The 18337-nt window shown below is 61.9% G+C and carries 16 protein-coding genes and 1 tRNA gene; 9 read left to right on the top strand and 8 right to left on the bottom strand.

The window, feature by feature from the left end; all coding sequences use genetic code 11:
• Positions 1-50 precede the first annotated feature (50 nt).
• The 3 genes from WBQ96_RS05160 to mutY are packed head-to-tail and all read right to left on the bottom strand — an operon-like array spanning position 51 to position 2151.
• Positions 51-413: a nuclear transport factor 2 family protein gene (locus WBQ96_RS05160; protein ID WP_336547980.1), complete on the bottom strand. Its 363-nt coding sequence runs from the start codon at positions 411-413 to the stop codon at positions 51-53.
• Positions 410-1021: an HAD family hydrolase gene (locus tag WBQ96_RS05155; RefSeq protein ID WP_336547978.1), complete on the bottom strand. Its 612-nt coding sequence runs from the start codon at positions 1019-1021 to the stop codon at positions 410-412. Before WBQ96_RS05155 ends, WBQ96_RS05160 begins: the two co-directional genes overlap by 4 nt.
• Positions 1018-2151 carry an A/G-specific adenine glycosylase gene (gene mutY, locus WBQ96_RS05150; RefSeq protein ID WP_336547976.1) on the bottom strand — a complete coding sequence of 378 codons (1134 nt, stop codon included), beginning with the start codon at positions 2149-2151 and terminating at the stop codon, positions 1018-1020. Before mutY ends, WBQ96_RS05155 begins: the two co-directional genes overlap by 4 nt.
• Positions 2152-2206: 55 nt before the next feature.
• Between mutY and WBQ96_RS05145 the strand changes: the two genes are divergently transcribed.
• From WBQ96_RS05145 to WBQ96_RS05130, 4 genes are all read left to right on the top strand, one after another.
• Positions 2207-2713, top strand: coding sequence for a DUF721 domain-containing protein (locus WBQ96_RS05145; protein WP_336547974.1), 507 nt, complete (start codon positions 2207-2209; stop codon positions 2711-2713).
• 136 nt (positions 2714-2849) lie between these two features.
• Positions 2850-3545 carry a DsbA family protein gene (locus WBQ96_RS05140; protein WP_336547973.1) on the top strand — a complete coding sequence of 232 codons (696 nt, stop codon included), beginning with the start codon at positions 2850-2852 and terminating at the stop codon, positions 3543-3545.
• 60 nt (positions 3546-3605) lie between these two features.
• Positions 3606-7064 carry a chromosome segregation SMC family protein gene (locus WBQ96_RS05135; protein WP_336547971.1) on the top strand — a complete coding sequence of 1153 codons (3459 nt, stop codon included), beginning with the start codon at positions 3606-3608 and terminating at the stop codon, positions 7062-7064.
• 169 nt (positions 7065-7233) lie between these two features.
• Positions 7234-7698, top strand: a complete 465-nt coding sequence (locus WBQ96_RS05130) for a hypothetical protein (RefSeq protein ID WP_336547970.1) — start codon at positions 7234-7236, stop codon at positions 7696-7698.
• A 46-nt stretch (positions 7699-7744) separates the two neighbouring features.
• Here WBQ96_RS05130 and WBQ96_RS05125 read toward each other — a convergent pair.
• Both WBQ96_RS05125 and WBQ96_RS05120 read right to left on the bottom strand, forming a co-directional pair.
• Positions 7745-7819, bottom strand: a tRNA-Gln gene (locus WBQ96_RS05125).
• A gap of 145 nt (positions 7820-7964) precedes the next feature.
• On the bottom strand, positions 7965-8309 hold the full coding sequence (locus tag WBQ96_RS05120) for a VOC family protein (protein WP_336547968.1): 345 nt from the start codon (positions 8307-8309) through the stop codon (positions 7965-7967).
• A 195-nt stretch (positions 8310-8504) separates the two neighbouring features.
• On the opposite strand from WBQ96_RS05120, the gene ppdK reads away from it, so the two are divergent.
• The 3 genes from ppdK (at position 8505) to WBQ96_RS05105 (ending at position 13176) form a co-directional block, all read left to right on the top strand.
• Positions 8505-11171: a pyruvate, phosphate dikinase gene (ppdK, locus tag WBQ96_RS05115; protein ID WP_336547966.1), complete on the top strand. Its 2667-nt coding sequence runs from the start codon at positions 8505-8507 to the stop codon at positions 11169-11171.
• 77 nt (positions 11172-11248) lie between these two features.
• The gene (locus WBQ96_RS05110) at positions 11249-11983 is read left to right on the top strand and encodes a polysaccharide deacetylase family protein (protein WP_336547964.1); all 735 of its coding nucleotides are present in this window, start codon (positions 11249-11251) and stop codon (positions 11981-11983) included.
• A 134-nt stretch (positions 11984-12117) separates the two neighbouring features.
• Positions 12118-13176, top strand: coding sequence for a nucleotidyltransferase family protein (locus WBQ96_RS05105; RefSeq protein WP_336547962.1), 1059 nt, complete (start codon positions 12118-12120; stop codon positions 13174-13176).
• 15 nt (positions 13177-13191) lie between these two features.
• On the opposite strand, the gene WBQ96_RS05100 is transcribed toward WBQ96_RS05105, so the two are convergent.
• The 3 genes from WBQ96_RS05100 to WBQ96_RS05090 all read right to left on the bottom strand — a co-directional run bounded on the left by WBQ96_RS05100 (position 13192) and on the right by WBQ96_RS05090 (position 15480).
• The gene (locus WBQ96_RS05100) at positions 13192-13578 is read right to left on the bottom strand and encodes a DUF427 domain-containing protein (protein WP_165115195.1); all 387 of its coding nucleotides are present in this window, start codon (positions 13576-13578) and stop codon (positions 13192-13194) included.
• A gap of 31 nt (positions 13579-13609) precedes the next feature.
• The gene (locus WBQ96_RS05095) at positions 13610-15004 is read right to left on the bottom strand and encodes an aminotransferase (RefSeq protein WP_336547958.1); all 1395 of its coding nucleotides are present in this window, start codon (positions 15002-15004) and stop codon (positions 13610-13612) included.
• Positions 15005-15123: 119 nt separating this feature from the next.
• Positions 15124-15480, bottom strand: coding sequence for a hypothetical protein (locus WBQ96_RS05090; protein WP_336547956.1), 357 nt, complete (start codon positions 15478-15480; stop codon positions 15124-15126).
• 329 nt (positions 15481-15809) lie between these two features.
• Here WBQ96_RS05090 and WBQ96_RS05085 point away from each other — a divergent pair, with 329 nt between their 5' ends.
• Entirely contained in the window at positions 15810-17453 is a 1644-nt protein-coding gene (locus WBQ96_RS05085; protein WP_336547954.1) for a fatty-acid--CoA ligase, read from the top strand.
• Between the two features lie 79 nt (positions 17454-17532).
• Positions 17533-18333, top strand: coding sequence for a DUF1499 domain-containing protein (locus WBQ96_RS05080; RefSeq protein WP_336547952.1), 801 nt, complete (start codon positions 17533-17535; stop codon positions 18331-18333).
• The last annotated feature ends 4 nt before the right edge of the window (positions 18334-18337 follow it).

Here is an 18337-nt window from a genome sequence, read left to right as displayed (position 1 = left end):
GCTCGAGGGTATCCTCGGGCGTTTTGGCGTTTCAAGACAGGCAGGCAGCCTTATCCCTCGACGTCGACGCGGACTATCCTGCCATCTTCGTCGAGCATGATGGTTTCGGTACCTTGCCGCTTGTAAGGGGCGCCGGTTGTCGCGCTTGTTGCCTGAAGCGCCCAGACCGAGCGGGCGGTGTTGGGCGAAAGCGTCTCGACCGACAAATCCTCGGAAACCTGGTCCGGATATTCCGCGAAATAGGTTTTGAATGCGGCCATCACCGCATCACGGCCGGATATGAGACCGCCGACACCACCCGAATCATAGACGACATCGGCCGCAAACATCGCTTCGATTGACTGGTAATCGAGCGCGTTGATGGCGGCGTGGTATCGCCGCAGAATCTTTGCCGGCTCGACGCCTTGCGTCACGCCTTGATGCCTCGCTGTTCAAGGTCGCGCCGCAACGTGGCTGCATCCGTGAACAGCACCGCCTGCCAGCCGGCGGCCTTGGCGCCTTCGACGTTCTTCGGGCTGTCGTCGATGAAGATCGTTTCCGACGGATTGAGGCCGAAGGTCGAGGCGTGGTGGTCGTAGATGCCGCGGTCTGGCTTTATCATGCCGATCTCGCCCGAAACGGTGATGCCGCGTGGGCGCTCCAAAAAAGGAAAACGCTGCCGTGCTTCCGTGAAGGTGTCCTTGGCCCAGTTGGTCAGCATGGTCACATCGTGGCCCTTGTCGATCAGGGCCTCCATCAGTTCCACGCTGTCGTCATAGGCATGCGGCACCATCTCGTGCCAGTGGCGGCGGAAGTTGCGGATGTTTTCCTCGTGATCGGGGTGTTCGGCGATCAGCAGGCTTTCGGCCTCTTCCCAGCTCCGCCCGCGATCCTGCTCGATGTTCCATTCATGCGTGCAGATGGTCTCGAAAAACCGTTTCCGCTCGGTCTCGTCCGGGATCAGCCGGCTGAAGGGCAGGTCCGGGTCGTAATGGACGAGCACCTTGCCGATGTCGAACACGATGTGGCGGATTTCGGTCATGAAGGCCTCTTTGCTGTGTGTGGAAACGGCTTTTTCGTCGCGTCCGGTATGGCAGCCTCGATTGCCTTTTTCATGACAGTCGGCAGCGCCTCGCCGTGAAGCGTGGCGACTGGAGCCCAGAAACTGCCGGCAGGCAAGATGCGATCTGTGACCTCCGCGCGGTAGACATCAAGGTCGAGCGCGAAATGGGTGAAGACGTGGGAAATGCTGCCCGTCCTTCTCCAGTCAGCGGCGAAGGGCGCGCCGGCAATGGTGGTGTCGCCGTCGATGCGCGCGGTCCATGCGGTCGTAGGCACCTCGCTCATGCCGCCGAGCAGGCCCTTTTCGGGGCGCTTGCGCAGAAGTACCGCGCCATCGGGCCGCACCGCGACGAATGCGGCACCTCTGCGTCCCGGCTTTTCGGTCTTCGGGGCCTTCACCGGATAGAGTTCAGGGTCGCCGTTCGCCAGCGCCTGGCAGCCGTCGCGCAGTGGGCACAGCATGCAGCGCGGGCGTCGTGGCGTGCAGATTGTCGCGCCCAGATCCATCATCGCCTGGGCGAAATCCCCCGGTCGAGCCGGTGGCACCAGAGTTTCAAGAATTGCGCGGATTTCCGGCTTGGCGTCCGGCAGCGGCGTGGAAATCTCGAACAGGCGCGACATGACGCGCTCGACATTGCCGTCCATCACGGCAGCGGGCCGGTCGAAGGCGATCGCCGCGATTGCCGCGGCGGTGTAGGCGCCGATGCCGGGCAGCTCACGCAAGCCTGATTCCGTGTCGGGAAAAGCGCCTGTGCCGGCCGCAACGAGATTGGCGCAGGCTTTCAGGTTTCGGGCGCGCGAATAATAGCCGAGGCCGGCCCAGGCTTTCATGACGTCGTCGGTTTCGGCTGCGGCCAGCGATTTCACATCCGGCCATTTTTCAAGGAAAGCGCGGAAGTAGGATTTGACCGCCTCGACCGTCGTCTGCTGCAGCATGACTTCTGAAAGCCAGACGCGGTAAGGGTCGGGGCGAATGCCGGCGGCCAGCTGGCGCGGCGAAATGCGCCACGGCAGTTCGCGGTGATTGGCGTCGTACCACTCAAGCAGGGGCGCTGCGATATCGCCGCTGGATGTTGCGGCGCTCTTGCGGGGTTTTGCCTGTGGTGCCATTGATCGTGCTACTGATCCGCGCCTTGGGTAAGGGTGCATAGTCCGGAGAACGCACATGGCAGGGAAAAGCCGCTACGGCAATCCCGTTCCGGTGAGCGATCTCGCCACCGAAATCCTCGATCCCGTCCTGCGCAAGCGCGCGGGCATTTCCGTCGGGCTCGTCCAATCGTGGGAGGAGATCGTCGGCCCGCGGATTGCCGCCAAGAGCAGGCCGGAAAAGATCCAGTGGCCGCGCCGCCTGCACGAAGACGATCCTTTCGAGCCGGCAACGCTGATCGTCGCCTGCGAAGGGCTGGCCGCGCTCCATCTCCAGCACGAGACCGGCGAAGTCATCGGCCGGGTCAACGCCTTTCTGGGTTTCACGGCGGTTGGGCGCATCCGCATCGTGCAAAAGGCCCTGATCGACACGAGCTTGCCGCCGAAGCCGCGCCCACGAGCGCTGACCGATGGCGAGAAAACAAAACTCGCCGGCACGGTGGAAAACATCGAGGATGACGGCTTGCGCGCCGCGCTCGAACGTCTTGGCGCGACAATCATCGGTACTGAAAAGAAGAAGAGTTGACATCGATCTCGCATATTCGTGATTGCTGTCGCAGGATTTGTCGATTGGATTGGGGGAGCAGATGCCTTAATTCGCGCCAAGTCTCGCTTTTTGGTGCCTTGGCATCGCACAATACAATCTCAGGCAGGTGATTCGTATGATCCGTTCCATTCCGCGCAGAAAAGTTCTCTCGACACTGGCTCTTGCGCCGGCGGCATTGGTGCTCGCCTCGCAGGCCGGTTTTACCGGACGCGCGATGGCGCAGGATGCAGCAGCACCCGCACCCGGCAAGGCGCCTGAGTCTCAGGGCAGGATCGACATGGCCAAGGTGCTCGAAGCCGGCGCGCTGCCGGACAAGCAGCTCGGCAAGGACGATGCGCCGGTGACGATCGTCGAATACGCCTCGATGACCTGCCCGCACTGCGCGCATTTCCATGAAACGACGCTGCCGGCGCTGAAGGAAAAGTATATCGACACGGGCAAGGCGCGATTGATCTTCCGCGAATTCCCGTTCGATCCGCGCGCCGAGGCAGGTTTCATGCTTGCCCGCTGCTCCAACGATAACTACTTCCCGATGATCGACGTGCTGTTCAAGCAGCAGGAAAACTGGGCCGGCGTGCAGGATGCGAAGACCGCACTGCTGCAAATCTCGAAATTGGCAGGTTTTTCACAGGAGTCCTTCGAGGCCTGCTTGACTGACCAGAAGCTTCTGGACGATGTCAGGGCAGTACAGAAACGTGGCGCGGAAGATTTCAAGGTCGATTCCACCCCGACCTTCTTCATCAACGGCAATGTGTACAAAGGGGCTTTGTCTATTGAGGATATGTCGGCGATTATCGACGGCATGCTCTGACGGTCCGGCCATGCCGGGGCGCTTTCGCCCCGCCATGCCTGCGGTCGCGGGACCGCGCCTATGAAATTTTCCCGCCTGCGCCTTCTCGGCTTCAAATCCTTCGTTGAATCCGGCGAGTTCGTCATCGAGCGCGGCCTGACGGGTGTCGTCGGGCCGAACGGCTGTGGCAAGTCCAATCTGGTCGAGGCGCTGCGCTGGGTGATGGGCGAAAGCTCATACAAGAACATGCGCGCGTCGGGCATGGACGACGTGATCTTCTCCGGCTCCGGCACGCGGCCGGCGCGAAACACCGCCGAAGTCACGCTTTTCCTCGACAATGCCGACCGTTCCGCGCCCGCTGCCTTCAACGATGCGGACGAATTGCAGGTGTCGCGCCGCATCGAGCGCGAGGCAGGCTCCGTCTATCGTATCAACGGCAAGGAAGCGCGCGCCAAGGACGTGCAGCTTCTGTTCGCCGACCAGTCGACCGGCGCGCGCTCGCCCTCGATGGTCGGGCAGGGTCGCATCGGCGAACTGATTCAGGCCAAGCCGCAGGCGCGTCGCGCACTTCTGGAAGAGGCTGCCGGCATTTCCGGCCTGCACACCCGTCGTCATGAAGCCGAGCTTCGGCTGCGCGCGGCGGAGCAGAACCTCGAACGGCTGGACGATGTCGTCGGCGAGCTGGAAAGCCAGATCGAAAGCCTGAAGCGTCAGGCGCGGCAGGCTGCGCGTTTCAAGAACCTTTCCGCCGATATCCGCAAGGCCGAAGCCACGCTGCTGCACATTCGCTGGACGCAGGCGAAGACGCAGGAAGGCGAGTCGCGCTCGGCCCTGGCGACTGCCACCTCGCTGGTCGGCGAGCGTGCGGCCCAACAGATGAACGCTGCCAAGGAACAGGCGATCGGTGCGCACAAGCTGCCGGAACTGCGCGAGGCGGAAGCCGCCGCCGCCGCTGCCTTCCAGCGCCTTTCCATCGCCAGAACCCAGATCGAGGAAGAGGCAGGTCGCATCCGTACGCGGCAGGCCGAACTCGACCGCCGCCTGCAGCAGCTCGACGCCGACATTGCGCGCGAACAGCAGATGGTTAGCGACAACGCCGATATTCTTGCTCGCCTTGCCGAGGAAGAAGAGGCGCTGAATGCCGAAAACGCCGGCGCTGCCGAGCGTGAGATGGCAACGCGGGCGACCTTCGAGGAAGCAACCGCGACGCTTGGCTTGAGCGAAAACGCGCTCTCGAAACTCACCGCAACGCGCGCGGATGCTGCCGCATCGCGCACCCAGCTTGAGCGCGCATTGCGCGAAACGGCCGAGCGCCGCGATCGGCTGGCCCGCCAGCTTGGCGATGTCGACCGTGAAGTGTCCGAGATCGCTGCGCGCATTTCCGGCCTTGCCGACCCGGCCGAAAAGAAAATCCTGGCCGAGGAAGCGCAGGCAGCCCTCGACGATGCCGAGTTTGCCGCGGCGACAGCCGAACAAGCCGTTGCCGATGCTCGCGCGGCAGAAAATGAAGCCCGCCCGCCGCTTCAGGAAGCGCGCGCCGAACTAGCGGGCATCGAAACCGAAGCGCGCACGCTGGCCAAGATCATCAATGCGTCGAGCGGCGATCTCTTTCCGGCCGTGCTGGAGCAGGTGAGCGTCGAGCGCGGCTTCGAGACGGCACTCGGTGCCGCACTCGGCGAAGACCTCGACGTACCGCTTGATCGCGCCGCACCCGTGCATTGGGGTGAAAGCGAACCGATGCCAGGCGATCCGGCGCTGCCGGAAGGTATTCGCAACCTTGCCAGCGTCGTGCGCGCGCCGCGCCAGCTTGCGCGCCGCCTGGCGCAGATCGGCATTGTCGATGCCGCCGATGGCAGGCGGCTGCAGCTTTTGCTTGCGCCCGGCCAGCGCCTGGTCAGCAAGGACGGCGCGCTGTGGCGCTGGGACGGCTTTACCGCCAGTGCCGATGCGCCGACGGCCGCCGCACAGCGGCTGGCACAGAAGAACCGGCTGGCCGAACTCGACGCTGAGGCTGTTGCCGCGACCGTGAAAGTGCGTGCGGCGGAAGAGGCTCTGGCCAAGGCCGAGGCGGCAGTGCGCCGGCGCACGGAAGAAGAGCGCCTGTCGCGGCAGGCATGGCGCGATGCGCAGCACGCAGTCGGAGAGGCCCGCGACGCTCTGGCCCAAGCGGAAAGGGCGGCAGGCGAATTGTCGAGCCGCCGCACCGCGCTGGATGAGGCGCGTGCGCGGATCGAGGAAGGCCACGAGGAGGCCGCCGCCGCATATGTCGAGGCCGAGGACCAGCTTGGTTCCGCGCCCGATCTTGGCGATCTTCAATTGCGGCTCGACCAGTCGGCGGCTCACGTTGCGCGCGATCGCGCCGCCGTTGCCGATGCGCGCGCCGTGCATGATGGCTTGAAGCGCGAGGCCGAGGCGCGCATGCGTCGCCTTGATGCCATAACCAATGAGCGCCGCAACTGGACGCTAAGGGCGGAGAACGCCGCCGGCCAGATCGCCTCGCTCGGCGAGCGGCAGACCGAGGCGATGGAGGAGCGCGAAAGGCTGGTCGACGCGCCGGACGAGATCGACGCGCGCCGTCGCGCGCTGATGACGCAGCTTTCGCAGTCCGAGGAGTTGCGCAAGGCAGCCAGCGACCGGCTTCAGGAGGCGGAAAACCAGCAGGCTTTGCTGGACAAGGCAGCAACGGGCGCGATCCAGGCGCTGTCCGAAGCGCGCGAGGCCCGTGGCCGCGCCGAGGAACGCCTGACCGCAGCCGACGACCGCCGCAAGGAAATCGAGGCGCGCATCCAGGAAACGCTGAACACGCCGCCGCATCTCGTCATCCGCCACACCGGCCTCGAGGCCGACGCGCCGATGCCGGACGCTACCGAAGTCGAGCGCCAGCTTGAACGCCTGAAAATCGAGCGCGAGCGGCTGGGCGCGGTCAACCTGCGGGCCGAAGAGGAGCAGCGGGAGCTGTCCGAGCGGCTTGAGGCCATCGTCACCGAACGCGAAGACATCATCGAAGCGATCCGCAAATTGCGCCAGGCGATCCAGAGCCTGAACCGCGAAGGCCGCGAGCGGCTGCTGGCCGCCTTCGACGTCGTCAACGAGCAGTTCAAGCGGCTGTTCACGCATCTGTTCGGCGGCGGCACGGCGGAACTGCAGCTGATCGAATCGGAAGACCCGCTCGAAGCCGGACTTGAAATCCTCGCCCGCCCGCCCGGCAAGAAGCCTCAGACCATGACGCTGCTTTCCGGCGGCGAGCAGGCGCTGACGGCGATGGCGCTGATCTTTGCGGTGTTCCTGACCAATCCCGCGCCGATCTGCGTGCTCGACGAGGTCGACGCACCGCTGGACGACCACAATGTCGAGCGCTTCTGCAACCTGATGGACGAGATGGCGCGCACGACCGAAACGCGCTTCGTCATCATCACCCACAACCCCATCACCATGGCGCGCATGAACCGCCTGTTTGGGGTGACTATGGCTGAGCAGGGTGTGAGCCAGCTGGTTTCGGTGGATTTGCAGACGGCGGAGCAGCTGCGCGAGGCGAGTTAGGTGCATTGACCGTCAAATGATGGCGGCCTGCGAGCGCGGGTTTTTAGCTGTATCCTTCTTCCTCATCTTTTTTGTTTCGTTTCGCCTTGTAGCAATCGCTTGAAAAACTCTGTTTACTCCTATAAAGAGTAATAGGAGTAAACAGAGTTTAAGTGAAGGTAACTTTGTCATGCAACTTCAGAAGATCGAAATTGATTGGGATATTCACAAGCTCATCGAAGCCGAGCGGCGCGGCTTCGATGAACCGCCCTACCTCGCACTAAGGCGGCTCCTAAAACTGCCTCCACTCCAGGAAAGTGATGTAGTTGGCGTTGAAACCGCTGGCGTTGCATGGAGCGAGGACGGGGTTGTTGTGCCGCACGGTGCCTACGCCCGCATGACATATCTACGCGGGCGCCAAGTTTATGAGGGGCGCTTTCTGAACGGTAAGTTGATTGTTGAAGGTAAAGTTTTCGACGCCTTGTCCACGGCGGCAAATGCGGTTGCCAAAACCAAAGATGGAACTGCGCCTAACTTGAACGGGTGGAATTATTGGGAAGTCCGTCTACCCGGCGAAACCGAGTGGCGCTATTTGAAGGCGCTTCGTGATGAAGCCAGAGAGGAGCTCATATCCAAAATCAAGATCAGCTTGTGAGCGCTATGCCGTTTGCGTGGCGTAACGAGAGAGCGCCTGAAAAAACTGGCTGGGGCGGGAGGGTTCGAACCTCCGAATGGCGGTACCAAAAACCGCTGCCTTACCACTTGGCTACGCCCCAAGACCCGGAGCCCCGAGTCAAGTCTGTGCGGCCTTATATTCAGTGTGATCGAAAAGTACAATCGCGGCAAAATGCCTGCCGCAAATTTTACCGCCTCACCCCGGGTGAAGTGGTAAAACGAATTTCGCGAGCGCGAAAAGGAGCGCTATTCGCCCCAGACGGCCAGTTCATTGCCGGCCGGATCGGTGAAATGGAACCTGCGGCCGCCGGGAAACGAAAAGATCGGTTTCACGATCTTGCCGCCGGCGTCTTCCACGGCGGCGAGCGTTTCCTCGAGATTTTCCGAATAGAGAACCGGCAGCGGCTTGGGCGTGCCGTCTCCCGCTTCGGAATAGAAGCCGCCTTCCAGCCCCTCGTCATAGGCCGAATAGCTTGGTCCGTAGTCGGTGAACGACCAGGAGAAGGCTGTGCTGTAGAACGCCTTGACGTTGTCGAGCGTGCCGCCGGTGGCGGGCATTTCGAGATAATCGAGTTTGCCGGTCTTTTTCATGGTAACCTCTCGTTCTCTTTATGTTCTAAAAAATTCGCGATCGAAATACAAGTCTTGTTACCAGCGGATTTCTTAATCGATTGTAGGAGTTAAACATTCCGAGGCACAGGTTGCCTTTCGCAGCGCAGCAATTTATCGCTTCGCGCTAGAGGCGCTTTTCATCTGCTGTCTCAATTGCATAGTCTAGGAGCGAGCATGACCAAGTGGGTCTACACCTTTGGGGATGGTGCCGCCGAAGGGCGCGCCGGCGACAGGAATCTGCTGGGCGGCAAGGGCGCCAATCTGGCAGAAATGTGCAGCCTTGGCCTGCCGGTGCCACCGGGCTTTACCGTCACCACCGAAGCCTGCAACTGGTATTACGCCAATGGCAACGCCTATCCGGCTTCCCTGAAGAAAGATGTCACGACCGCGCTCGACCATATCGGCGCGCTGACCGGCCGCCGCTTCGGCGATCCGGCAAAGCTGCTGCTGGTTTCGGTGCGCTCCGGCGCGCGCGCTTCCATGCCCGGCATGATGGACACCGTGCTCAATCTCGGCCTTAACGACGTGACGGTGGAAGCGCTGGCGAAGGATTCGGGCGACGCCCGCTTTGCCTATGACAGCTACCGCCGTTTCATCCAGATGTATTCGGATGTCGTGATGGGGCTCGACCACGAGGTCTTCGAGGAAATCCTCGAGGAGGAAAAGGCCCGGCTCGGCCACGAACTCGACACCGATCTGTCCGCCGACCAGTGGCAGGCGACCATCGCGCTCTACAAGGCCAAGATCGAGGAAGAACTTGGCAAGCCGTTTCCGCAGGACCCGCAGGAACAGCTCTGGGGCGCTATCGGCGCCGTGTTTTCGAGCTGGATGAACCACCGCGCCATCACCTATCGCCGCCTACACGATATTCCCGAAAGCTGGGGCACGGCAGTCAATGTCCAGGCCATGGTGTTCGGCAATATGGGCGACACCTCGGCCACCGGCGTTGCCTTCACCCGCAATCCGTCGACCGGCGAAAAGATGCTTTACGGCGAGTTCCTGGTGAATGCGCAGGGCGAGGATGTCGTGGCCGGCATTCGCACGCCGCAGAACATCACCGAAAAGGCGCGCATTGCCGCCGGATCGGACAAGCCATCGATGCAGAAGCTGATGCCGGCTGCCTTCAACACTTTCATGGAAATCTCGGAACGGCTCGAAAAGCACTACCGCGACATGCAGGACCTCGAATTCACCATCGAGCGCGGCAAGCTGTGGATGCTGCAGACACGCTCGGGCAAGCGTACCGCAAAGGCTGCGCTGAAGACCGCTGTCGATATGGCGGCCGAGGGGCTGATCACCCAGGAAGAGGCGGTGGCCCGCATCGACCCGTCCTCGCTCGACCAGCTTCTGCATCCGACGATCGACCCCAAGGCGGAGCGCAATGTCGTTGCGATCGGCCTGCCGGCTTCGCCCGGGGCTGCCACCGGCGAGATCGTGTTCTCGTCGAACGAGGCCGAGGAAATGCGCGCCATTGGCAGGAAGGTCATTCTGGTGCGCATCGAGACGAGCCCGGAAGACATCCACGGCATGCATGCGGCCGAAGGCATTCTGACGACGCGCGGCGGCATGACCAGCCACGCGGCGGTCGTCGCCCGCGGCATGGGCAAGCCCTGCGTTTCCGGCGCTGGCACGCTGCGCGTCGACTACAAGGCCGGTACGATGACGGCGATGGGAAATACCTTCCGCAAGGGCGAAGTGATCACCGTCGACGGCGGCACGGGGCAGGTGCTGAAGGGCGCGGTCGCCATGCTCCAGCCTGAGCTTTCCGGCGATTTCGCCGCGATCATGGAATGGGCCGACAAGATCCGCCGCATGAAGGTGCGCACCAATGCCGAAACGCCGGCGGATGCGCGCATGGCGCGTTCGTTCGGCGCGGAAGGGATTGGCCTCTGCCGCACCGAGCACATGTTCTTCGAAGGCGTGCGCATCATCGCCATGCGCGAGATGATACTCGCAGACACGGAGAAGGACCGCCGGGCAGCCCTCGACAAGCTCCTGCCGATGCAGCGCTCGGATTTCCTCGAACTGTTCGAGATCATGGCCGGCCTGCCGGTGACGATCCGACTGCTCGACCCGCCGCTGCACGAATTCCTGCCCAAGTCGGATCAGGAAATCGAGGAAGTCGCCGCCGCCATGAAGGTGTCGGTGGACAAGCTGCGCCATCGCACCGAAACGCTGCACGAATTCAACCCGATGCTCGGCCATCGCGGCTGCCGCCTGGCGATTTCCTATCCGGAAATCGCCGAAATGCAGGCGCGCGCGATTTTCGAGGCAGCCGTTGAGGCGGGCAAGAAGACGGGTAACCCGGTTGTTCCCGAAATCATGGTGCCGCTGGTCGGGCTGAAAACGGAACTCGACTTCGTGAAGGCGCGCATCGACGCGGTGGCCAAGAGCGTGATGGAAGAAAGCGGCGTCACCGTCGAATACCTCACCGGCACGATGATCGAACTGCCGCGCGCGGCGATCCGCGCCCATGTGATTGCCGAATCGGCCGAATTCTTCTCCTTCGGCACCAACGATCTGACGCAGACGACCTTCGGCATTTCGCGCGACGACGCGGCGTCCTTCCTCGAAACCTATCGCCAGAAGGGCATTGTCGATCAGGACCCTTTCGTTTCGCTCGATATCGAGGGCGTAGGCGAACTGGTGCGCATGGCAGCCGACAAGGGCCGGGCGACGCGGCCCGACATCAAGCTCGGCATCTGCGGCGAGCATGGCGGCGACCCGGCTTCGATCCGCTTCTGCGAGGAAGTGGGGCTCGATTATGTGTCGTGCTCGCCGTTCCGCGTGCCGATCGCAAGGCTCGCGGCGGCACAGGCTGCGGTTAAAAAGGGCGGCTGAGCGGAATCTGACGCATCATCCCAATTTTGCCGTTATGCAGGCATTGGGATGATGCGATTATCGGCTTGGGTTTCCGCATGCGCCTTGTTTCAAAGCTTTTTCTTGCCGTCGTTCTTTCCGGTTCGGCTGCGGTCGCGAATGCCGCGCCGCTGCTTGAGCCGAGCCTGCATATCAGGCAGGGCGGCGACAGCCCGCGCGTCGCAGTGACATTGGATGCCTGCGGCGGCGCAACCGACAGCCGGATTCTTTCCGCGCTGGTTCAGTACAAGATTCCGGCGACGATCTTCGTGACCGGCACCTGGCTGAAGCGCAATGCGCCTTCGCTGGATATCATGCGGGCACACCCGGAACTGTTCGAGCTTGAGAACCATGGCGGGCGGCACATTCCGGCCGTCGATTCGCCGCGCAAGATTTATGGTATCCGCAGCGCCGGCAGCCCTGAAGCTGTGCTGGCCGAGGTCGAGACCGGGGCGGCGGCACTCGCCAAGACCGGCGAGCCGGCGCCAAAATGGTTTCGCGGCGCCACCGCACAGTACAGCCCCTCGGCGATCGCGCTGATCCGCAAGGCCGGCTTCAAGATCGCCGGCTACTCCATCAATGGCGACGGCGGTTCGCTGCTCGGCGCGCGCGAAACGGCACGGCGCGTCTCTGCGGCCAAGGATGGCGACGTCATCATCGCCCATATCAACCAGCCGACCCATGCGGCCGGCGAGGGGCTGGTGAAAGGTCTGCTCGCGCTAAAGGACAAGGGCTACACCTTCGTGCGCCTCGATGACGCCGATGGCGACGGCACCGACGACACCACGAATTGAGCGGCTGAGCTCCATCTGGGTATTGCGGTCAGGTATTATACCTGATTTGCGAATTGGGTATAACTAAGTTGCCATATACCGACTTATGAGTTATACCCGTTTTGCAAAATGGGTATAACTAAGGCGCGATATCGATGACTCGCCAATTGGACATGGTTTACACCACCATGAGCGCCGAGCTTCTCGACCGCGCGCTCGATGCTCAGTTCGATCTCGATTTTGACGAAGCGGGTACCTTCAAGAAGCGCACGGTAAAGGACCGCGACTACTGGTATTACAAGCCTTCCGAACGCGGACGCGACGAGCCGATGCGGGAAAAATATGTCGGCCCCGCCGACGATCCCGAAATTGCCAGCCGGGTCGCGCGGTTCCGGCAGATCAAGGACGACTATCAGGCCCGGCGCAAGATCGTCGCGACGCTGGTCCGTGAGGCGCGCCTGTTTCGTCCTGAACAGCGCGTCGGTGACGTGGTCGAGGCGCTTTGGAAGGCGGGGTTTTTTCGCGTGCGCGCCTGCCTCGTGGGGACCATTGCCTACCAGACTTATGGAACGGTGCTCGGCTACAGGATGGCAGACACAGCGATGCAGACCGGCGATATCGACATCGCGCAGTTCCATTCGGTTTCCGTTGCCGTCGACGATTCAATTCCCCCGATCCTCGATGTCCTGAAAAGTGTGGACAACAAGTTTCGGCCTGTTCCGCAACTGGGCGATGAGCATGGCGCGGCAAAATTCCAGGCTTCCGGCGGATTGCGGGTGGAATTCCTGACGCCCAATCGCGGCAGTGACGATTATCTCGGCAAACCCGCAAAATTGCCGGCACTAGGCGGCGCGACCGCCGAGCCGCTTCGCTTTCTGGATTTCCTGATCCACCAGCCCGTCAGAACTGTGATGCTCCACAAGGGAGGCGTTCCGATGTTCGTGCCTGATCCCGCCCGTTATGCGGTTCACAAGCTGATCGTTTCCGCGCGGCGTCGGCAGGAGAATGGCAAGGATCTCAAGGATTTGAGGCAGGCCGCAAATCTGGCCGTCGCCTTGTCTGAAACGGGCCGTCTCGAAGACCTGCGCGATGCCTATGACGAGGCCCTCTCACGCGGGCCGCAGTGGCGTGAAGCGATCACAACCTCGCTTGATCGCCTCAAGGCGTTGGGCATGACCGCTTTTGATGCGTTGAAGACGCAAGCGGCGAAGTAGAATCTTCGTCGACCTCTACCCCGCCTCCGCCACGATCCGCACCCTGTCGGGATAAAACGCGCCGTGGTCCTTGATCTCGGCGGTCTCGTCGAAAGGCTGTTTATAGCCCCACAGGGCGTTTTTGCCGGCGTCTCCTGCCGCAGGAATGCTCCAGTAGGAGGCATCGCCCTTGTAAGGGCAGTGGGTGGAATGATCGGTCTTTTCGAGGCGGCTGAAGTCGATATCCGCGAATGGAATATAGTAGGCGGCCGGGTAGGGCGGCTCGGTCAGCAGCAGGACATTGCTTGACGAGGCGATTTGCTGGTCGCCGGCATAGACCTTGACGGTACCCTTGTAAGGCTCGATCGTAATCTGCTTGGCCGGGTTCTTGGCGAAGCCGGGAGAGGGATTGGCGCTGGTCATCGGGAATGCTCCATTATCTGCCGCGTCCCTTTCATGTAGTTCTCAGGCCTTCCTTTGAAACCCACGCCTCGGCCTGATCGAGACCTTTTTCGAAGCGGTCGAAAAGCTCGTTCAGTTCGGCCTCGGTAATGATCATCGGCGGGCAGATGGCGATCGTGTCGCCGATGGCGCGAAGGATGGCGCCGTTCTGCTCGATCAGCCGCGAGGCCTCGGGCCCGACGCCCTGCTTGGGGTCGAAGGATCGCTTGGTTTTCTTGTCGGCCACCAGTTCCGCGCCGCCGACAAGGCCGTAGAAGCGCGTTTCTCCGACCAGCGGATGATCCGCCAGCTTCTTCAGGCGCTGCTCGAACAACGGCATCAGGGTGCGGACATGGCCGAGAATATCGCGCTTCTGGTAGATTTCGATGGCCTTCACGCCCAGCGCACAGCTCAGCGGATGGCCGCCATAGGTGAAGCCGTGGGCGAAGCTGCCGAGCGTGGCGCTGTGGTCGACATAGGACTGGTAGATGTCTTCCGGCACCATCACCGCGCCCAGTGGCGCATAGGCGGCGGTGAGTTGCTTGGCCGCGGAAATCGTCTTCGGCTTCATGTTGAGCGTCTGCGAACCCCACCAGTTGCCGGTGCGGCCAAAGCCGGTGATGACCTCGTCGGCAATCAGGATGATATCGTGCTCGTCGAGCACTGCCTGGATCGCCTCGAAATAGCCCTTCGGCGGAACGATGACGCCGCCGGCGCCCATGACAGGCTCGGCGATCATCGCCGCGATCGTATCCGGCCCTTCGCGCTCGATGAGGTCGCGCAGCGACTTTGCCGTGCGGGCAACGAACTCCGCCTCGCTCTCGCCCTCGGTGCCGAAGCGATAGTAATGCGGGCAATCGGTATGCAGCACGCGGTCGACGGGCAGATCCCAGCCATTGTGGTTGCCAGGCAGGCCGGTCAGCGACGCCGCCATGACGGTCACGCCGTGATAGGCTTTGACCCGCGAAATGATCTTCTTCTTGTTGGGCCGGCCAAGCGCATTGTTCATGTACCAGGCCAGCTTCACCTGCGTGTCGTTGGCCTCCGAGCCGGAAGAGGTGAAGAACACCTTGGAAATCGGAACCGGAGCGATTTCCTTCAGCTTTTCAGCGAGTTCGACGGCTGGTTCGCTGCTTTTGGCGCCGAATATGTGATAAAAGGGCAGGGCGCGCATCTGCGCTGTCGCCGCCTCTATCATCTCCTCGTCACCGAAGCCGAGCCCGGCGCACCACAGCCCGGACATGCCCTCGATATAGCCGCGGCCCTGCGTGTCGTAGACATGGATGCCTTCGCCGCGCTCCATCACCACCGCGCCCATCGTCTTCAGTCTGTGGATGGGCGTGTAGGGATGAAGCAGGGCTTCGACGTCACGGGTCTGGAAATTGGTGAGGGGGGTCTGACCGAGCATGCGCGGCTCCTTTAAGCGAACTAGGCTCAGGCTAGTCGCTTGGAACGCAACACGCAAAACTCTTCGCCTCTTGGGTCAAACGGTTGAGGTCGATGGCCTACCGCAAGACCCCGAAGCAATCACGCAGCCGTGGCGAACGCGTCGGCCAGGCCGGCATAGGCGGCGGCAATGCCGGCTATGGGGCTTTTGCTCTTGGCTGCCGTCTCGACACGCAACTGACCGCCATTGAGCGGCATGGTCATCACGAGAAACTGCCGCTTCTCGCCCTCGCCGACAAAAGCGGCGGCGGCGTGATGCGGTTCATTTCCTTCATCGACCCGCATCTTGAACAGGAGCGTGCCGTTGACGGCGTCGAGGGCGCCGCGGATCACGGTCTCGAAATCCTGTTCGGATATGGGTTTGCCTTTTGCGGGCAGCTCCGTGGCATTCTCCGATACGACGCTTACAAGCTTCTCTGCTACAGGTTGCTTGGACATGCGAAACCTCATCGTATTTCGCCAGTTTCACCCCGCCGCCAAGAAGGATCATCGGCTACAATGGCCGGATTGTGACGAAAACGCTACCGGCAATGTTAGCAAATCATCTTGGCTGTACTTGAGGTCTGACGCATAAGCCCAAAGATTGAATTCGATTTCTGGAAGAGATTCTACGTGAATTCAAAGCGTTACGGTGTCCTTTGGGTGTCCAGCAACATACGCGGCACTCTAGGCAATTCGGCTAAGAGCGCTGGCCTAACGCGAGGTCACCACTGGACAATCTGACAGTTCCTTCCACAATGGCCCAAACAAAAATGGGAGGGACTGGAATGCTTGGATTGATGCAGGAATGGCCGCTGCTCTGCCACAAGATACTCGATCATGCCGGCATCCAGCACCCGCGCCGCGAGATCGTTTCACGCTCCATCGAAGGGCCGATCGTACGGACGACCTACTCTGATATCCGCACCCGGGCGCTCAAGATCGCCCAGCGTCTGGAGCGCGACGGCTACGGCGTGGGCGACCGCATCGCGACGCTGGCGTGGAACACGGCGCGCCACATCGAAGCCTGGTACGGCATCATGGGCGTTGGCGCAGTTTACCACACGCTCAATCCGCGCCTTTTCCCCGAGCAACTCGTCTGGATCATGAACCACGCCGAGGACAAGGCGATATTCGTGGACCTGACCTTCCTGCCGCTGGTCGAAAAGATTGCCGCAGCCGTGCCATCGCTCAAGCAGGTCATCGTTCTGACGGACAAGGCGCACATGCCCCAGACCGCCTTGCCCAACGCTGTTGCCTACGAGGAATGGCTGGCCGAGGCTGACGGCGATTTTCAATGGAAAAGCCTCGATGAAGGTGCTGCAGCCGGCATGTGCTACACCTCCGGCACCACGGGCGAGCCGAAGGGCGTGGTCTACAGCCACCGCTCCAATGTGCTGCACGCCATGATGGCCGCCATGCCGGATGCGAAGGGCATCGGGTCGAAGGATATCATCCTTCCCGTCGTGCCGATGTTCCACGCCAATGCCTGGGGGCTCGGCCAGAGCGCGCCGATGATCGGCGCAAAGCTGGTCATGCCCGGCGGCAAGATGGACGGTGCCTCGATCTACGAACTCCTCGATACCGAGAAAGTGACGTTCACCGCCGCGGTGCCGACGGTCTGGCTGATGCTGCTCCAATATCTGGAGGAGACCGGCAAAAAGCTTCCCTATCTGAAGAAGGTCGTCATCGGCGGCTCGGCATGCCCGCGCGCCATGACCAAGAAGTTCCAGGAAAACTATGATGTGGAAGTGATCCACGCCTGGGGCATGACCGAAATGTCGCCGCTCGGCAGCCTCTGCACCATGAAGCCGGAATATGCCGGGCTTGAGGGGGATGAAAGGCTCAATATCGAGGAAAAACAGGGCCATGCGCCCTTTGGCGTCGAGATGAAGGTGACCGACGACGAGAACAAGTCGCTGCCCTGGAACGGCAAGACCTTCGGCCGCCTCAAGGTGCGCGGTCCGGCCGTGGCTGCGGCCTATTACGGAGGTGCCGGCAAAGAACAGTTCGACGAGGAAGGCTGGTTCGACACAGGCGACGTCGCCCATATCGATGCCAACGGTTATATGCAGATCACCGATCGGGCCAAGGATGTCATCAAGTCCGGCGGCGAGTGGATATCGACCATCGACCTTGAAAATCTCGCGGTCGGCCATCCCGATGTTGCCGAGGCGGCAGTCATCGGCGTGCGCCATTCCAAGTGGGACGAGCGGCCGCTGCTGGTGATCGTGCGCAAGCCCGGCAAGGAGCCGGAGAAATCCGATATCCTCGGCTTCATGGATGGCAAGGTCGCCAAGTGGTGGATGCCCGACGATGTCGCTTTCGTTGACGAAATACCGCACACGGCAACCGGCAAGATTCAGAAGACGACGCTTCGCAAGCAGTTCAGCGACTATCGGTTTCCGACCGACGCGGAGGCGGTTCGGTAGCCCCGCATATGCAAGGCTTCTACGGCGCTGCGAAACGCTTTATTGAAGCGGCAATGGAATCGACCTGCGGCGCAAGCATATGAGAGCATATCTGGAACGACGGACGGCAAGGACCGCCGGCTGGTCGCGGTGGCTGGCGAGCTTCTCGGTGGTGCTGTTCATCGTTGCCGGTCTTGCGCATCGCTACGGCCTGCTGGAGACGCCGGTCTTTCTGGTGGTCTTGGTGCTTGTGGCTGCGCTCGCGATTTGTGCACTGGCCTTCGCGGCCTTTGCCTTTTCGCGGGTGTGGAACAATGGTGATCTGGGCGGCGGCGACCTGACCTGGGGGACGGTCGTCGCGCTTGCGGTGCTCGTGCCGTATCTGATCACCGGATATCGCGGGGTCATCTATCCGCAACTCAACGACATTTCCACTGATCTGGACGAGCCGCCGGCGCTGACGCTGGCAGCTAAAGCGCGCACCGCGGACATGGATACCATTACGCCTTTCACACCCGAGCGCCGAAAGCTTCAGACGGACAAATACCCGGATGTGACGGGCCGGCGCTATGAGCTGCCCTTCGACCGTACGCTCGACGCGGTGGAGGCCGTGATTGCGCAGGAAGGCTGGAAACGGGAGGGCCCGAAGCCTGACGCGGAAGGGCAGAGCGAGGTTACGGTGGAGGCGCTGGCCTTCACCACCATCCTTGCGTTCCCTATCGACGTCGCTGTGAGGTTGATCGACGAAGGCGACACCACCTATGTCGATATGCGTTCGGCATCGCGCTATGGCAGGCACGATTTCGGCGACAATGCCGCCCGTATCACGGCGTTTTTCGAAGCGCTCGATACCGAGGTTGCGACACTTTCGGGAACTGTTCCGGCCGTGCCCGCCCCATAGAGGG

The sequence above is a fragment of the Mesorhizobium sp. CCNWLY176 genome, assembly GCF_037153935.1.
In the GTDB taxonomy this organism is placed as follows: domain Bacteria; phylum Pseudomonadota; class Alphaproteobacteria; order Rhizobiales; family Rhizobiaceae; genus Mesorhizobium_M; species Mesorhizobium_M zhangyense.
Note: the sequence above shows the minus strand (reverse complement) of the source record. Positions and strands in the feature narration are given on the sequence as shown.

Excerpts from the sequence above, each read along its gene's own strand:
- WBQ96_RS05155 (WP_336547978.1), bottom strand. The coding sequence starts at position 1,021 with ATGACCGAAATCCGCCACATCGTGTTCGACATCGGCAAGGTGCTCGTC.
- WBQ96_RS05100 (WP_165115195.1), bottom strand. The coding sequence starts at position 13,578 with ATGACCAGCGCCAATCCCTCTCCCGGCTTCGCCAAGAACCCGGCCAAG.
- WBQ96_RS05130 (WP_336547970.1), top strand. The coding sequence starts at position 7,234 with ATGCAACTTCAGAAGATCGAAATTGATTGGGATATTCACAAGCTCATC.
- ppdK (WP_336547966.1), top strand. The coding sequence starts at position 8,505 with ATGACCAAGTGGGTCTACACCTTTGGGGATGGTGCCGCCGAAGGGCGC.
- WBQ96_RS05090 (WP_336547956.1), bottom strand. The coding sequence starts at position 15,480 with ATGTCCAAGCAACCTGTAGCAGAGAAGCTTGTAAGCGTCGTATCGGAG.
- WBQ96_RS05135 (WP_336547971.1), top strand. The coding sequence starts at position 3,606 with ATGAAATTTTCCCGCCTGCGCCTTCTCGGCTTCAAATCCTTCGTTGAA.
- WBQ96_RS05085 (WP_336547954.1), top strand. The coding sequence starts at position 15,810 with ATGCTTGGATTGATGCAGGAATGGCCGCTGCTCTGCCACAAGATACTC.
- mutY (WP_336547976.1), bottom strand. The coding sequence starts at position 2,151 with ATGGCACCACAGGCAAAACCCCGCAAGAGCGCCGCAACATCCAGCGGC.
- WBQ96_RS05105 (WP_336547962.1), top strand. The coding sequence starts at position 12,118 with ATGACTCGCCAATTGGACATGGTTTACACCACCATGAGCGCCGAGCTT.
- WBQ96_RS05110 (WP_336547964.1), top strand. The coding sequence starts at position 11,249 with ATGCGCCTTGTTTCAAAGCTTTTTCTTGCCGTCGTTCTTTCCGGTTCG.
- WBQ96_RS05140 (WP_336547973.1), top strand. The coding sequence starts at position 2,850 with ATGATCCGTTCCATTCCGCGCAGAAAAGTTCTCTCGACACTGGCTCTT.
- WBQ96_RS05080 (WP_336547952.1), top strand. The coding sequence starts at position 17,533 with ATGAGAGCATATCTGGAACGACGGACGGCAAGGACCGCCGGCTGGTCG.
- WBQ96_RS05095 (WP_336547958.1), bottom strand. The coding sequence starts at position 15,004 with ATGCTCGGTCAGACCCCCCTCACCAATTTCCAGACCCGTGACGTCGAA.
- WBQ96_RS05145 (WP_336547974.1), top strand. The coding sequence starts at position 2,207 with ATGGCAGGGAAAAGCCGCTACGGCAATCCCGTTCCGGTGAGCGATCTC.
- WBQ96_RS05120 (WP_336547968.1), bottom strand. The coding sequence starts at position 8,309 with ATGAAAAAGACCGGCAAACTCGATTATCTCGAAATGCCCGCCACCGGC.